General features: G+C 46.2%; 11 protein-coding genes. 1 reads left to right on the plus strand and 10 read right to left on the minus strand.

Annotated features, from left to right (window positions below; all coding sequences use genetic code 11):
* Nucleotides 1–4 precede the first annotated feature (4 nt).
* On the minus strand, nucleotides 5–1,018 hold the full coding sequence (locus ACFQ0C_RS02875; protein WP_379363792.1) for a Gfo/Idh/MocA family protein: 1,014 nt from the start codon (nucleotides 1,016–1,018) through the stop codon (nucleotides 5–7).
* Between the two features lie 385 nt (nucleotides 1,019–1,403).
* Here ACFQ0C_RS02875 and ACFQ0C_RS02880 point away from each other — a divergent pair, with 385 nt between their 5' ends.
* Nucleotides 1,404–2,480: an NAD(P)H-dependent flavin oxidoreductase gene (locus ACFQ0C_RS02880; protein WP_379363794.1), complete on the plus strand. Its 1,077-nt coding sequence runs from the start codon at nucleotides 1,404–1,406 to the stop codon at nucleotides 2,478–2,480.
* Nucleotides 2,481–2,944: 464 nt separating this feature from the next.
* Here ACFQ0C_RS02880 and ACFQ0C_RS02885 read toward each other — a convergent pair whose 3' ends face one another.
* The 9 genes from ACFQ0C_RS02885 to ACFQ0C_RS02925 form a co-directional block, all read right to left on the minus strand.
* Nucleotides 2,945–4,165, minus strand: a complete 1,221-nt coding sequence (locus ACFQ0C_RS02885; protein ID WP_379363796.1) for an ABC transporter permease — start codon at nucleotides 4,163–4,165, stop codon at nucleotides 2,945–2,947.
* A 14-nt stretch (nucleotides 4,166–4,179) separates the two neighbouring features.
* Nucleotides 4,180–4,893 carry an ABC transporter ATP-binding protein gene (locus ACFQ0C_RS02890; RefSeq protein WP_379363798.1) on the minus strand — a complete coding sequence of 238 codons (714 nt, stop codon included), beginning with the start codon at nucleotides 4,891–4,893 and terminating at the stop codon, nucleotides 4,180–4,182.
* A 2,172-nt stretch (nucleotides 4,894–7,065) separates the two neighbouring features.
* A complete protein-coding gene (locus ACFQ0C_RS02895) occupies nucleotides 7,066–7,920 on the minus strand; it encodes a protein phosphatase 2C domain-containing protein (protein ID WP_379363800.1) in 855 nt (284 codons plus the stop codon).
* Between the two features lie 24 nt (nucleotides 7,921–7,944).
* Complete coding sequence (locus tag ACFQ0C_RS02900) at nucleotides 7,945–9,162, minus strand: extracellular solute-binding protein (RefSeq protein ID WP_379363802.1); 1,218 nt, start codon at nucleotides 9,160–9,162, stop codon at nucleotides 7,945–7,947.
* A 79-nt stretch (nucleotides 9,163–9,241) separates the two neighbouring features.
* Nucleotides 9,242–10,936, minus strand: coding sequence for an ABC transporter permease (locus ACFQ0C_RS02905; protein ID WP_379363804.1), 1,695 nt, complete (start codon nucleotides 10,934–10,936; stop codon nucleotides 9,242–9,244).
* Nucleotides 10,923–12,011, minus strand: coding sequence for an ABC transporter ATP-binding protein (locus ACFQ0C_RS02910; RefSeq protein ID WP_379363807.1), 1,089 nt, complete (start codon nucleotides 12,009–12,011; stop codon nucleotides 10,923–10,925). The genes ACFQ0C_RS02905 and ACFQ0C_RS02910 overlap by 14 nt, the downstream gene beginning before the upstream one ends.
* 266 nt (nucleotides 12,012–12,277) lie before the next feature.
* Nucleotides 12,278–13,351 carry an ABC transporter substrate-binding protein gene (locus ACFQ0C_RS02915; RefSeq protein ID WP_258214546.1) on the minus strand — a complete coding sequence of 358 codons (1,074 nt, stop codon included), beginning with the start codon at nucleotides 13,349–13,351 and terminating at the stop codon, nucleotides 12,278–12,280.
* 119 nt (nucleotides 13,352–13,470) lie between these two features.
* Nucleotides 13,471–14,250, minus strand: a complete 780-nt coding sequence (locus ACFQ0C_RS02920) for a response regulator transcription factor (protein WP_379363809.1) — start codon at nucleotides 14,248–14,250, stop codon at nucleotides 13,471–13,473.
* Nucleotides 14,243–16,060 carry a cache domain-containing sensor histidine kinase gene (locus ACFQ0C_RS02925; protein ID WP_379363811.1) on the minus strand — a complete coding sequence of 606 codons (1,818 nt, stop codon included), beginning with the start codon at nucleotides 16,058–16,060 and terminating at the stop codon, nucleotides 14,243–14,245. Before ACFQ0C_RS02925 ends, ACFQ0C_RS02920 begins: the two co-directional genes overlap by 8 nt.
* Between the last annotated feature and the right edge of the window lie 91 nt (nucleotides 16,061–16,151).

Genomic DNA, 16,151 nt, shown 5'->3' on the forward strand with positions numbered 1-16,151 from the left:
TCCATCAACCCTCCTTGACAGACAGTCCGTCAGATTCCTTGAAGAAAACAGGCTTGCCCGACTCTGCGGATTCCATTGCTGCAAAAGCGATTTCCATAGCTCTGTAGGCATCCTCTGTTGTGACGATTGGCGCTTCATCCTTCACTATACAATTGATAAAATGCATCAGCTCATAGTAGTAGGGATCATGAAAAGCCGGGCTTGAGGGAACCGCTACCTGCGGACTGCTTTCCTTTAGCTCCGAGGGAGCCTTCTGCAGACGAACCGAGGATACTTCATTCGAGCTAAAACGAATAATGCCTTTGTTTCCGGCAAACTCCACCGCAGTTGTGAAAGGACCCGGATAGCCCCAATACCCTTCCAAATTAGCAATGGCGCCACTTTGGAAACGAAGGGTAACCAAGGCATAATCCATCTGCATGCTGGTCCGGTTCATCGCAAAAACCGACTGAACTTCACCGAGCACGCTGCGCAAATAATCTATGTCATGAATCAGCAAATCAAGAATAACGCCGCCGCTTTTGGCTTTGTTGCCATACCAAGGCTTAGCTTTTCCAGGATGTCCTCCAACGCGCTTCGTATGTGCAACTCCGACTTTACCGATTCCCCCTTGATGGATTCTGCGCGACATATCGGTATAATTCGGGAAGAAACGGACGACATGTGCTATGAACAACCGGACATGGTTTTGTTCACAAACACGGATCAACTCATTAGCCTCCTCCAAGGAAGGAGCTATCGGCTTCTCGCAAATAATATGTATGCCAGCTTGTGCGGCCAAGATGACATAAGGCTTATGCAGATAGGTCGGTAGACAAATACTGATCACATCGGGTTTGACCGCAGCGATCATTTCTTCAAACTGCGTATAAGCGGTCGTACCACAGTCTGCTGCAAGCTGTGCGCCCAGCTCCTCCTGCTCATCACAAACACCGGCAAGCTCAACCCCCGGCATAACCGCATAATTCCTGGCATGGGTTTGACCCATGATTCCACAGCCGAGTACGGCTACTTTCATCTCTATCACACACCTTTCTTCGAGTCTGGCATGACAAACCACGAAGCGGCTGTACTTCCCCGCTTAGGGTCACAAAGGTCTTATTTTTTGTTATACCTCTCATAAGCGGCTTTGTAAACCTTCATTACTCTTTTGGACCCCATTTTTTCACATTTGCCTTATATTTGTCCTATTCACTGGATGCCACAGCACTCCCGATGGCAGGAAGAACCATGAATACTGAGTGGCCTAATTCCGTTTTTTTGGCGAATGCGGTATCATCTAAAGTGTGTGGAAAATAGTAGAGATATTCAGGCTCAGGTACAAGCTCCTCCTGGGAGCTCAAGCTACTTAGGGTAAAACCAATAGAAATTTGCCCCAAATCCATATAAAGGAGATCACTATCATGAGCATTCAACTCGAAACAAAGCTTTGCCAATTGTTTAATATCCGTTATCCTATCTTCCTGGCTGGAATGGCGGGTGGCCCTTCAACAGCAGAGCTAGTGGCTGCAGTATCCCGTGCAGGTGGAATGGGTACTCTGGGAGCAGCTTATATGGAGCCTGCAGCGATCCGCCAAACCATTCTCAAAATCCGCCAATTGACGAACGCACCCTTCGCTGTCAACTTATTTGTGACTCATGCTGCTGACGATAATTCAAGAATCGGGGAAGTCCAGCGAGAGCTGAACCGGACTCGGGATATACTTGAAATCCCTCATGCTTCCGCGCATCCCGTGCAAACACCGAACCGTTTTGAAGAACAGTTCGCGGTGCTGTTGGAAGAACAGGTGCCTGTCATAAGTACGGCCTTTGGCGTTCTTCCAGATGCATTAATGCAACAGGCCCAATCGGCCGGTATTCGAGTTATTGCAATGGTAACTACCGTAAACGAAGCGATCTTGGCTGAGCGGGCGGGATGCGATGCAATTGTTGCTCAAGGAGGCGAAGCTGGGGGGCATAGAGGGACCTTTGATATTTCAAAGCATCCGATGGGTGCAAATATCGGTACCTTTGCCTTAGTGCCGCAAATCGTTGACCGAGTCAAAATTCCAGTCATTGCCGCTGGAGGCATTATGGATGGACGCGGGCTTGTCGCAGCCCTTGCGCTTGGGGCACAAGGAGTCCAGATGGGGACCCGTTTTCTGACTGCCATTGAATCTGGAGCACACTCCTCTTACAAACAAGCATTGATGGAAAGTACGGAGGAGAGCACAGTCTTAACCAAAGCATTCTCAGGCCGCCCTGCGAGAGGAGTTATAAACCCATTTATTAAGCAATGGGATGCGAGCGGCATAGAGCCCCTCCCTTTCCCCACGCAAAACACAGTGACGCGGGACATTAGAAACGCGGCTGCCCAGCAAAGCAAAGCGGATTATATGTCCTTGTGGGCAGGACAAGGCACCCGCATGCTGACTTCCGGCCAGCATGCCGAAAGCATCGTCGCCGAGACTATCCAACAGGCTCTTGCTATATTGTCATAAGACTAGGCTGCATTCATCTTTTCCAACGCGCGTGAATCCCGAGCGCGCGTCGCGGCATTGCATGGCAGCAGGTCGAACCCTACGAGTCCCTTTGTAAAGTAAACAAGGTGCTGTCCCTAAAGTAGCTTTAACTACTAGGGGACAGCACCTATACTCTCCAAAAGAGGACTTTATGAAATTGGAATTCTGAAGGGACTAGGATTTTCGGGCCGCTGTTGAAAGAAAGGCGATAGATGGAAATCCTCCCGTTAATCCGGCCTGGATATCGTTTGAAAGCAATCTAACTGGAAAAACTGCATCTAGTATAGGTAATATCGATGATATTAGCCAAAACACGTAGAATTAGCATGAGAAATTCCAGCTATAGGGCGAGGAACGCTATTTTTCGGTATAATTAACCCGACATTTTCCTGATATTTGCCTAGGGTTCGCTAGGCTGATATTGCCCCGTTTTATGATTGATTTCAATACCAGCTTGTGAAGACTGACGATGCACCGTAAGCCAAAGGAATCGCAGCTCCCAGCATCAATAGAGGTCCCCACCAGGTGAAGAAAGAAATGCCCACACATAGACTGATTAATAGAAGAGCCGGCAGTACCAGAACAGGCAGCGCCGCTTGGAGTGCTTGATGTTTGGCATTGTCTTGTATATCAAACAGCTTAAGAAATGGTGCAGATAATTCTTCCTTGCAGAACAGCTTCCTCCAATAGGCCAGAAGGCATGCCGCGACTATCCAGACGATGATTTTGAGCGGTTCCGGCAAGAAAAACAAACCGAGACCCATCACAAGTACAAACTGGATAGTTAGCTTCCATTGCGTACCATTACGAAAGAAAGATTTGGTCAGGAAATCGGATAACCCGCTGCTCGCTCCTGTGCCGCGGAACAGCCGCTGAGATTTTCCGAACATAATTGGACGCTTGCGGGCAGGCCTGCGTTTCCTCTCTGAAACCTGTATCAACATGATAGATACGATTCTCATGCGTGAATCCCTCTCGCGAGCGATATCGGCGAAGAAAGCCCCCTTCTGCCGCAGCCGGAGTTTACTCAAGAACACAAGCAGCACCAGTAATAGCGCAATACCAATCCAGCTATAAACAAACGTATTACTCAGATGAGTGACAGGAGCTTGGTACAAGAAGAAACCCCCTGCAAACAGCGCAACTCGTACCAGCCAAAGAACGATTCCGTACAGGTGAAGAGCGAGCAACTGGCGAGCCAGTCCCAAGTTTATTTTTAAGAGATAAGTAAAAATAAACAGGCATGCAACCTGTGCCGCAGTAAAATTAAAGGTTCGAACCAATAAAGGAAGGAACACGACCATTAGCAGTAAAGTAGTAACTCCCTGTAAAATAAGTGAGTATCTCCATCCGAGAACCATCAGATGTTTAAACCAGCTTTCATTCTGCCTAAGGAACAGCTGATCCCCTTCCTCCACAAAGTAACGAATGGTCCCTAGCCAAGCAAATAAATAGAATACTGCAGCAACAACAGGTAAAGGAATCCAACTAAACCATGCAGGCTGAAGCTGCCAAAACGAATAATATTGATAGCCTACTACAAGCAGCAAGGGGATTACAAAATATAAAGCTATAATCCAATCCACTGCTGTTCGCAGCGCTCTGTACTGATAGCCCCAATCGGAAAAAACTCGTCGAATAAAAAGCTGCCGGCTGCTCTTCAATGTGCCGCCCCCCATCATAATAAGGAATGAAAGCAATCGAATAAGGGAGCGTCCGGCATGCCGCACTGCTTTTGAATGTCCTGCAGCGTACCGTTAGCTACCAGCCTGCCACCCGAGAGAAGCACGAAAGAGGTACAAATTCGTTCGGCTGTATCCAGCACATGGGTACTCATCAGAATGCCCGCACCTCGCTTGCGTTCCTCATCCAGCATACCAAGGAAATCCTTAATGGCTTTAGGATCTAACCCTATGAAAGGCTCGTCCACGATGTACACATCCGGCTTGTTAAGAAATCCGAGAATTAGCATTATTTTCTGCTGCATTCCTTTGGAAAATTTTCCGGGCAGATGATGTTTTTCATCCAAAAGCCTAAAACGGCGCAATAAATCATCCGCTCTATCCAGAAAAACGGTTCTATCCAGCTCATAAACAGCGGCCGCAAACTCCATATGCTCCCATAACGTCAGCTCGTCATAAAGAATCGGATGCTCAGGAATATACGCGTAGCTCCTCCGTTCACCATAAAAGGAAATCTCTCCTTTAAAATCCTTCAGCAAGCCAAGAATACTCTTGATCGTTGTACTCTTCCCTGCACCGTTAGGTCCCAGCAATCCAACAAGCTCGCCTTGCCGTACATCAAAATTAATCTGTTTGATAACATCGGCCTGTCCTTCATATCCGGCTTGCTCAATATGTACCTTTAAAACCTCTAATGGTTCCTCTATCACTTGTGCTCACTTTTCCTTCCTTTATATGCAATGACTCTAAGCGATGATCGTGATAGTTAGTATGGAATAGCAATGCTCTCTTATCGAATTATAAAACACAATACCAAATAAATCATCTTTTGCTCATTCGCGACAAGTGTGAACGGCTAGAGCTTCTCCATGTACATTTTATGTTTGCGCCCACAAATGGGATAGGGGTGCAGGATACGGATCCATGCAGATCGGATGCAGATCGGATTACGGCATCTCTCCCCTACAGCTACACACCTAAACTGCGGCATTACCTCTGGATTAGGACTCACTGCTTATTGGATATGTACTTCTGTAAAAGTTGAGCTTGCTGGGATGAATCCCATTTTGGAGTCTCGCTGTGGCCTGAACACAGTTGCTGCATCCGCTACACACCTACACTGCGGCATCACCTCTGAATTATGACTCACTGCTTATTGGATATGCACTTCTGTATAAGTTAATTTGGATGAATCCCAATAAGGGGTCTCGCTGTGACCTGAACATAGTTGCTTGCATCCACTACACACCTACACTGCGGCATTACCTCTGGATTATGACTCACTGCTTATTGGATATGCACTTATGTAAAAGTTGAGCTTGCTGGGATGAATCCCAATAAGGGGTTTCGCTGTGACCTGAACATAGTTGCTTGCATCCACTACACACCTAAACTGCGGCATTACCTCTGGATTATGACTCACTGCTTATTGGATATGCACTTATGTAAAAGTTGAGCTTGCTGGGATGAATCCCAATAAGGGGTTTCGCTGTGACCTGAACATAGTTGCTTGCATCCACTACACACCTAAACTGCGGCATTACCTCTGGATTATGACTCACTTCTTATTGGATATGCACTTCTGTAAAAGTTGAGCTTGCTGGGATGAATCCCATGGGCGCGTGTTGCGGCATTGCATGGCGGTCGGTTTATGAGGTCTCGCTGTGACTTGAACATAGTTGCTGCACCCACGGTTGAAGATATAATAGCGGAAGTGATCATTCCGTTATTTCCATAGAAAGCACAAAAACCGTGAAATAGAGTAACACTTCTTTCCGTTATCTCTTCTTTTTGTAGGTAAAATGCCTGCATTTTCCTAAATAAAGGAACTGCAGCTTCCTCTATCGTCTCGAATTTGACGAAACGGATTAAATAACGGAACTTTACATCCGTTAAGAATTTTCTTAACTTCTGGAATGCCAGCACTGGAATTGCCCGAGAGTGTACGCAAAACTAAAAAGGTAAAGCTCCCGTTCAAAATTACTTTTCTAAGTTCTACGCTGTGCGGCCTGCCCCTTCTTTCTTACTAACCGGTTCGGTTTTCGATCCGGTATTCATAGCCCTCTTCCCCTTTAGCACTGCGTGTGAGCTGCCAATCGCTCGCCTAGACGGAAGTGAGGTGCGCTATTTCATTGTTTTAACGATATTATTCGAGTTAAGCGGAACTAGGATCTCTTATTTGTTTAAAATAGGGCATTTCAGTCTATTAAAGTCGGAATAACGTATCGTAGTTCCGCGACTTCATGAAATTAGATGGGTTTCCAACAAATAGCGCATTGACGTTCCGTTAGTCAGCGGAATTCTTGGTAGATGGATCCAAAGACATAGCACAGGATAGATGAAAGTGTTCATCATGTCCCCCACCACCACCGCAAGAGAGACTTCCCCTGCACTCTATATAGAGTTGGCTATAATTACCTTCCCACGTAAACGGCTCCCGAAAACGCGCGTTGTGGCGTTGCATGGTGGTCGGTCGAACCCCACGCGATCAAAGACCCGTAGGCTCATCGAAATCTATTGGCTTCCATACGTTCGAGTCCGTACCTCTACCTTCCAAAAATCAAAATATGGGCTATCCCAAAAGGGTGTCAGTGCATGGTGGCTGGCGGACGTCCTGAGGATCCGGCATTAATCAGCAGAGGACTCCGTCTCCGTTCGACAGGCCAGAAAGTGAATGAATCAGTCCCAAACCAAGTACAAAGACGCCTCCAAAACCACTATGCAAGTGGGGATGTAAGCGTCTTTTTTGTAAGGAAATTCCCATCAGAGTGGAAGTTCGAAAATTCAGAAATGTCTTTTGGGACAGCCCCAAAACGTATAAATTTTGTTAAAAAGGACAGACAAATGATAACTCCATTTGATCCGCCCTTAGTCATCCATGATTAAAATTGTATCCACACTGCCGTCTTATCGTCCGACACTTTAAAGCGAGGGTATTTCTGGCAGTTAGAGTCCTCAACCTCTAACGATATTAACCAATCCGCATACGAGGATAATGATTTTTCCATAACCGCCTGAACCAATCTTTCCAACCCTCCCGAATCATTGCTTCCGCGCTCTACAGGATGAAATAATCCATCGGTCACCATTAGCATTGCTTTCAGGTTAATTCGATTGAGAGTGCCGTACTCGACCAAATCGGCCAGCTCCGGCTCACCGCTTAATACCGAATATCCGCCAATCGTATTCATCCGGGATTTGTTCTTTATAATAACGGGCTTTACCATTTCCCAGAGCTGCTCGCGACTCGTGATGCCGTTACGAATGCCCTCTTCCCAAATTCGCTTGGATTCCAGGTCAATATGCGCCACTTGATCTCGCGATACAACCCGAACACTCTTATCTTCATAAACAGCCGCGATCATACAATCTCCGACTTGGGCATAATCCACACTGTAGTCGTGGACACGGATCAGGGCTAGCGCACTCGTCCACAAAGAAACCTTGTCGGCAATGTTTACTCCTGCTTCCACCATTTTATCCCTTAATCGCTTGTTAGCCTGAATGACCACTTGCTTCAGAGTAGTACTGTCAACTTCCTCCGCCCGCAAATCCTCCAGATAATGCTTTATACAAGCGGAAGCCAAGTACCCGCAGGTTTCCTGATTCGGCCCCCGGTAAGGATGAATTGATGTGGCTCCATCCAATACTCCATAAATATGCAAACCTTCATTCATGACCAACGCATCTTCATTCCATTCTCCGCTGCCTTTAATGGAGATCGTATCAATGTTCATATGTTATGTTCCTTTCTTACGACTTTATGGTATAACCATTTTTTTCTTCCACTCTGTTATAGGGACGCCAGGTAACAATTCCAATTGCTCCAATACCTCATTCCTCTTTTTCCACCGGATAACATCCTCGGGAGAAGGGAGCTTTGCTAGCAACAACAATGCAGGGTCCAGCAGTCTTTTTCTTTGAGGGTCTAAGTTGCCTTGTAGTAATTTTCCAATGGTCTCAATTCTCGCCGGGATAATACCCATATTTTTCCATATATTCATTTGGGTTTGATCTTCCATCATATAGCGAATGAACGCTTGCTCTGCCTTTTCTTTCATACTGTCTGACTTGAGGACAACCATCCCGTCAACTTTGGGAACAATCCCTTGCCCTGTTAGAGGAGGAAAATCACTCATTCGAAATACAAATTTACCGCCGACATAACGTTCAACAATGGGCAGCTTATCGGATGAGGATAAGAAAAAACCGATTTTCCCGCTTATAAACTTACTGGCAGCCATATGATGATTAAGCGGCTCCATTACTTTTCTGCCATGTACCCAATCTTCCCACAATGTTAAGGCCGGTCCTGCCGTTTCCCATTCCTTTTGGTCAGCAGGGTTATAATATAAATTTTCGAAGAACCATGGAAGCTCTGTATCTACGGCAAGTCCATTTTTTTCCTCCGCCCCGCTCCCTGAATCCTTGATCATTCGCTCGGCAGCCTCTATGACCTCATCCCATCCTGCGAAAACCTTGGGCTCAAGCACTTCACGTTTGGACAAATCTTCTTTGTAGAAGAGAACCGGCAAACTCCCGCCCAGCGGGACAGCCCATTGATGCTCTTTATATTGAAAAGGGGTGGAAAAGGCAGGTACCATGAGACTGGAGTCTACCCAATTCTCCAAAGGAACGATCGCCTCGCTATCAGCCAGCTGAGTTATCCCGTAAAAGCTGTGAACCTCAGCCAGCTGAGGGCCCGTATTCGCCGATACGGCTGCGACCAATTCATTCATTAGCTGTTCGCTGGATCGAAAAGTTCGGATGTCCATACTGATTTGCGGATGCTTCCGCTGAAAATCGGCAAGAAGCTGGCTCCATTCTTTGCTGTAAACCCATATAGTAAGCGTAACGATTTCTATATCTTTGCGGGGGGAAGCTTTGTCCTGAGGGCTATACCATAAATAGTAACCTGCCCCTGCGCATACAAAGGTTAACATGATAGCTATGGTTAGCAGCAGCTGCTGTTTCCTCACGATTTATCCTCCATGTTTCCAGCATTCTTACGCCTCATTGTAGCACGGTTCGAGCGCGGAAGCATCGATGTATTACAGCTTACAGCTGCAGCCCTTTTTTACTTAGCTTGTTAGCAATCAAAAGTGAAATCAACGTGCTAAGCGACAGCATAGAGGCTAGTGCCGCTCCAGTGCCATAGTTAGATGTAAATACTTCACTGTAAATCGTCACCGAGATCGTTGCCGTTGCTCCATAGTACAAAACGACGGTGGAGCTTAGCTCATTGATCGTTGTAACCCAGCTAAGAATCGCCCCGGACAGCACGCCAGGCGCCATTAAGCGACCTGTTGTCTTGAAGAAGGTTTTCATTGGCGGAACGCCGAGACTTATCGAGGCCTCTTCTACGCTTCGGTCAAGCTGATGTAAAATCGCCGTACTCGAACGAATGGTATAAGGCAGCTTTCGCACGACATAAGCAATAACTAGAATAACCCATGTACCGGTTAGAACAAACGGCGGGTTGTTGAAAGCAATGATAAGACTTATCCCGAGCACGGTACCTGGCATGACATAGGGGATCATGAGCAATCCATCCAGCATAGCCGTAACCTTCGATTTACGTCTAACCAGCACATAGGCAATCAGCATTCCCATTACAATCATAATAACTATTGAGATTAAGGAGAAGGTGTAAGTATTAGCGATAGCTTTAGGCACGCGGAATAAAATTTCTTTGTAGCTGCCCAAGCTGAAGCCCGATTGAAAAACCGGCCCCTTTGTTTTGATAAATGAAGTTACGATGACTGTCGCTTGCGGTATCATGGACACACATGCCACAAACAGTGCGGCAGCAGTAAATAAAAATTTCGGCAGCGGCTTCAATTGTTTGATTTTGGGCGTCCGCATCCCGCTTGTATTGTAATTTTTTCTGGACACAAAATAACGCTGCAAAAACAAAATTGCCGTTGAGCATACGATTAAAATGACACTAAGCGTGCTCGCCATGGCAGGGTTTCCGCCCATTTCACTAATAAACTGTTCATAGGCAAGAATAGGCAGTACTTTAAACCCTTGCCCGAGCAGCATCGGCGTACCGAAATCGGCAAATGCCGCCATAAACACCATTAACGCGCCTGCGGAAAGTGTTGGGAAAATAAGCGGCAGCGTTACAGTCCGCAGCCTGTGAAAGCTTGAGCGTCCCAGGCTTTCCGCTGCTTCCTCAAGCGAGGTGTCGATTGTTTTCAAAGCACCTGTCACATATAAAAAGATATGAGGATAAAACTGCAGCGTAAAAACAAATACGATGCCCTTCCACCCATAAACAGAGGAGAACGGGATGCCAAGGCTGTGCAGAAAATTGGTCAGAAACCCGTTGTTTCCGAGCATTAATATCCACGAATAAGCACCGATAAACGGCGGGGACAGCAGGGACATAATGACCATGATCTGAATGAGTCCCTTGCATTTGATATTATAACGGGCATTCACATAAGCTAGCGGAACACCGATAAGTATGGCAAAAACGGTAGTGAAAAATGATACCTTCAAGCTATTCCATAAGGCACTGTAAAAATATTTCAGCTTGATGAAATTGGCATAATTCTCAAGGGAAAACAAGCCCTTGTCATTGAAAAAACTATTGAACAGCAGCGAAAACAAAGGGTATACGATGAAAGCAAACATAAAAACATACACAACTACTGTAACCCATGTCCAGAAATCCCAGCCTTTTAACCGAAGCTTAAGACCTGATGAGAACCGTCCTGCATTCGGTGTAACACTAGAAGGATGCACGATACAGGACCTCCTTCCCGCTCTGGTCAAACATGGTCGTTTTCTCCAGTTGGAGATTTACGAAGATCCGATCCTTCTCTTTCCTTAAGGATTGCGGCTCGATAGCGTGCTCCTGTACATCAATTAACATACCTTCAGCTAAACGGATCAAGTAGCTCGCTTTTTCTCCAAGAAATGTGACACTTTCAATTTGACCCGCAAGCGTATTTTCAGATAGTTGGGCTTGAAGCTTGATTCTCTCGGGACGAAGTGCAAAAATCACTTTGCCTTGATAAGTTTTATTAGTCCGTAAATGAAACTTTTCTCCCAACAAACGGATCGTCGCTGCTTCACCGTTAGCCGCACACTCTCCTTCCAGGAAGTTGGAGGTTCCGATAAAATTGGCAACAAACTGGTTCTCGGGATAAGCATAAATATCTTGAGGCGAAGCAATTTGCTGGATTTGCCCCTCACTCATAACCGCAATCCGGTCCGATACAGCCAGCGCCTCCTCCTGATCGTGTGTGACATAGATCGTGGTGATATTCAGCTCCTTTTGCAATCGGCGAATATCCGAACGCATCTTGATCCGCAGCTTGGCATCCAGATTGGACAGTGGTTCATCCATCAACAGCAGCCCTGGACGGATGACTATGGCACGAGCCAGCGCAATCCGCTGCTGTTGGCCACCGCTCATATCCGAGGGGACGCGGTCCCGCAGATGCGTCAGCTCTACAAGCTCAAGCGCTTCCATCACCCGCTGCTCCATCTCCTTCTTCGGAACGCTGCGTGCTTTTAGCCCATAGCACACATTCTCGTATACGGTCATGTGCGGGAAGATCGCGTAGTTCTGAAACACCATGCCAATATTGCGCTCATGGGTCGGGACATCGTTGATCTTCTGAGCTCCGAAGTAGATGCTTCCTTCCTCCTGGCGATAAAAACCGGCAATCGCACGAAGCAGCGTCGTTTTGCCGCATCCGCTCGGTCCCAGCAAGGTGAAAAACTCTCCTTCCTCTATCGTAAAGTGAGCATCATTCACAGCCCGGTGCCCGCCAAAATATTTGGTCACATGGTCAAAAACAATCTTTTGCATATTCGTTCCTCCAATACGTTGCTTGCTTGAAAAAAAAGGATGCCTTAGCTTGAAGAGGTTGTTCAAAAAGTCCCCTTTTGATCACAGAGTAACCCAGGAAGCCTATTCGGCATCGAATGATGCGTTACCCTCGAAGTCCGGTGCTCATGCAGGTTTTGCCTGCACACCGCTCCTCCTTCTTCAGGTTCTCGCAACCTTCTCCGTGCTGAAAAGCTGACTTTTTAAACTCGCACTTAAAGTAAGGCACCGCTTGGGTTTAGCGTTCTTTATTCTTGACCTGTTACGATTTTACCGAAGCGCTTGATGATATCGTCTTTTTTGGTTGCTGCAAAATCGAAATCGTAATCAACCAGTTTGATGTCTTTCGTTTGTGCCACTCCCTGTACGGTTTCAGCGTCCTTGCGAACGGAACGGCGTTTGAATTCTTTTTGAATTAGAGCTTGAACATCCTTGCCAACGAGGAAGTCGATGAATTGCTTGGCTTGATCCATGTTTTTAGCGCCTTTAATTACCGCTGCTCCATCCGGTACGGCCGAGGTGCCCTCTGATGGGTAAATGATGCCAACCTTTGCACCGCCCTCAACATATCGAAGCGCCGCTTCCTCCAACGTCACGCCCAAAGCAAATTCTTTTTCCGCTACGCCCTTATAAACAAGACCCGACCCGGAAAGAATTTTACCATCCAAGTTAGTCACAAATTTCTTAACGAAGTCCCAACCCTTGTCTTCCTTGCCATAAGCGGTCAGTATAGTCACTAATTGCGTATAGGATGAGCCTGATTTGGCCGGGTCTGCAAACGCGATTTTGCCCTTCCATTTGGCATCCAGCAGATCGTTCCAGCTCTTAGGTTCTTCGCCTTGCTTTACCAAATCCTTGTTGTACATAATAATCATCGGCAGGGCGGCAAATGGAGTCCATATATTATTCTTATCCACGTACTGCGGTGACAGGTTATCGAATTCCTTAGTTTTGTATGGCTCAAAATATTTCTTGTAGGCTTCCAAAGAATCCGCGCCGCCTGCCCAGAATACATCACCAAGCGGATTAGCCGCCTCGGCCTGAACCCGTTTCAGCAAATCGCCGGTACCTCCAGAAATCAGCTGCACCTCTATACCGGTACGATCTTGAAACTCTTTCACAATCGGATTGTTCACTTCCGCTGCATTTGGCGAATAAAGCGTCAGCTTGCCTCCCTTTTTAGGCGCTGGCTGTTGTTGGGATGCATTAGGACTTGCCGGTGTCTCCGGCTTTTTGTCCGTAGCGGCCTGCTGCCCTCCACAGCCGACTAAAGATACCGATAGCAGTAAAGCCGTTAAAATCGTTGAAACGGATTTTCTCATGTTTATACCCCTCTCTACTTGCATTGTTTATTATATTTGTAATACTACAGCTCATTTGAAGCGCTTTCAATGCGACAGAATTTCATTTTTGTTAAAATTTTTGCACAAAAAAATCCGCTTTACAGCGGAAGAACCTCAATGCCGTATCGTTTTCGAAACTCTGTTGGCGTTTCTCCAGTGTATTTCCGAAACACCTGGCTGAAGTAACGGGAATCCTGGTAACCTACTTGAATAGCAATTTGATATATTTTAAGGCGGGGATTTAACAACAGCTCCTTGGCGTGATTTACCCGAAGATCGGTCAAATAATCCATAAAGCTTACACCTATTTGTTTCTTGAACAATCTGCTGAAATAGCTTTCGCTCATGTTACAAGGATCGGCCATGCTTTGAAGAGTAATATCCTCACCATATTTTTCTTTAATGAACTGCTCAATCTCCTTAAACCCGCTGTTCTCCTTGCTTTCCAATACGCTTTTGTGAATCCGGTTCCACTCCCCCGCCTCGGCAAGCACCTTCCGTTCCCCAACCAGCTGGTTAGTAATCCTTGTAAACACCTGGACAAGCTCTTCGGGATTCGTTGGCTTCAGTACAAAGTCCGCCGCCCCCAATTTGACCGCTTTTTGGGCATAGCTAAAATCATCAAACCCTGTTAAAAAGACAATTTTTAGATGGGGGTACAGCTTAACGGCCTGCTCGGCCAGCTCAATACCGTTCATCGCTGGCATCCGAATATCGGTTAATAAAATATCTGGAGCATGGGATTGAAGCAGCTCAAGTACATGCAAACCATCGCTCGCTTCCCCGATAATTTGGCAATTCACTTCATTCCAAGGGATCGTTTGCTTCAGTCCCTCCCGAACAAGCCATTCATCTTCCACTATAAAAAGGTTAAACAAGCCGCTCTCCTCCAGCCTGCGTCATGATGGGAATCTCAACAATGACTATTGTTCCCTCACCGTAAACGCTCTCAATATCAAAGCAGAAATCATTACCAAAGTATAGCTCCAGCCGCTTTCGCAGATTTTCAAGGCCTATTCCCGTTTTCTCGCTTGAACTTGTCAAAAATTGACCGCTTCTAATATGCTCTAACACCTCAGGCACTATACCCACACCATTATCTCTAATTTCAAACCGAATTCTTGAGGCTGCTCTTGTGCCTTTAATTTGCAGCAGTCCTTTTCCGAGCTTCATCTCTAACCCGTGGGTAACCGCATTTTCCACAATAGGCTGAAACAGCAGCTTCAAGGTGTACAATTGCTCAATTCCGTCTTCCATTTCGATGTCGGCATCGAATTTATCCCCGTACCGCATTTTTAAAATAAACAAGAAATTATGAATCTGTTGAATATCCTCACGAATCGGGATAAAAGGATTGCCCTTACGTATACTGAACCGCAGCAGCTCCCCAAGCGAAATAGCTGTCTTGCTTATATTATCCAGCTTATGAATCCGTGCCATCCAATTAATAGAGTCAAGTGCATTGTATAGAAAATGAGGATTAAACTGGGCTTGAATCGCTTTTATTTCGGCCTCCTGGACCATCAGCTGCTTTTTATACACCTCATCTATGAGCTGTTTGATTTGCAATACCATTGCATTAAAGCTGAGCCCCAGCTGTCCAACCTCATCCCTGTATTTGGACGAAAATGCCACATTAAGATTGCCGCTTTCAACTTCAAACATCAGCCACCTAAGTTTACGTAAAGGTTTGGTAATGTTCAAAGCCAATATATAGGCCAGCCAGCAGGAGATGATAAATCCCAGGCTGATACCGAAGAGCGTCAAATTTCGGATACTTAAGCTGGCTTTACTAAGCGAGGTCACCGGCACGATGCTGATTAGCTTAAACCCGGTTAATTCAGATGTATCATAAACAACCATTCCATCGGCTCCATCTTCAAGCGTTAGCTTAAAGTACCCCTTTATCCCCTTCAACACTTGTTCTACATACGGGGCATCGAGCTTGGTGCCAATCTGGTGCTTGTACGGCGTGCTTGAAATCACGTAACCGTTGCGGTCCAGCAGCAGCACCTGCCCTCCGTTCTCCAGATGGGCTTTGTTGTACTTATCGGCTAACGCGGATTCCATAATATCGATGGCAGCATATCCGATCGGTTGATTGGTATCAATTCTCTTTAATAGCCTTCCGCTGCTCAACACAATCCCGAAGTCATCGGTCTTCTTCATGTTATAATGCGTATCCCAAACTACATTGCCTCCGCCAAGCCGCATTCTCCGGAACAGCCCCCAGTTCACATTGAATTCATCATATTGGGAGGGGAGCAAATCGCTTGTAAAATATCTGTCACCGTTTTCACCCATTAGGTAAATGGAAATATCCCAGTTTTTAAATCCGAGCAGCGAATCCAGAATGTCTTGCATTTTTTTCCGATCTTGCTGTTTTTCTGCGAGTGAACGGTTTTTATCTTTGGATAAAACATCCTGGATTTCACGGTTGCTGTAGATGTACATGGTGAGCTGCTCAATATCCTTAACAAAATAATTCAGGCTATAGTTAACCTGTGATAAATTTTCCAGTATCGTCTGACAAACTTGATTTAACACGACCTCCGACGACTTATAATACGAAAATGTGCCAAGCAGCGATAACGGTATGACAACCAGGGGGAGAAACAAACCAATAAACTTATTTTGCAAATTGATGCCGAAAAAAAATCGTTGTAACCTGCGAAGCAAGCCCTTCATGCTCTCCCCCCTCTTACCTCACACATTAAGCCCCGCTGCGGAAAACGTCAAGTAGGAGTCTGTACGGGAATACGAAAACAACAAAACCACA

This window comes from Paenibacillus sp. GCM10027630 (assembly GCF_042676305.1).
Taxonomy (GTDB): Bacteria; Bacillota; Bacilli; order Paenibacillales; family NBRC-103111; genus Paenibacillus_S.

What these genes read in the sequence shown, in the direction of transcription:
- ACFQ0C_RS02880 (WP_379363794.1), top strand. Translation starts at nt 1,404, where the DNA reads ATGAGCATTCAACTCGAAACAAAGCTTTGCCAATTGTTTAATATCCGT.
- ACFQ0C_RS02925 (WP_379363811.1), bottom strand. Translation starts at nt 16,060, where the DNA reads ATGAAGGGCTTGCTTCGCAGGTTACAACGATTTTTTTTCGGCATCAAT.
- ACFQ0C_RS02875 (WP_379363792.1), bottom strand. Translation starts at nt 1,018, where the DNA reads ATGAAAGTAGCCGTACTCGGCTGTGGAATCATGGGTCAAACCCATGCC.
- ACFQ0C_RS02895 (WP_379363800.1), bottom strand. Translation starts at nt 7,920, where the DNA reads ATGAACATTGATACGATCTCCATTAAAGGCAGCGGAGAATGGAATGAA.
- ACFQ0C_RS02915 (WP_258214546.1), bottom strand. Translation starts at nt 13,351, where the DNA reads ATGAGAAAATCCGTTTCAACGATTTTAACGGCTTTACTGCTATCGGTA.
- ACFQ0C_RS02910 (WP_379363807.1), bottom strand. Translation starts at nt 12,011, where the DNA reads ATGCAAAAGATTGTTTTTGACCATGTGACCAAATATTTTGGCGGGCAC.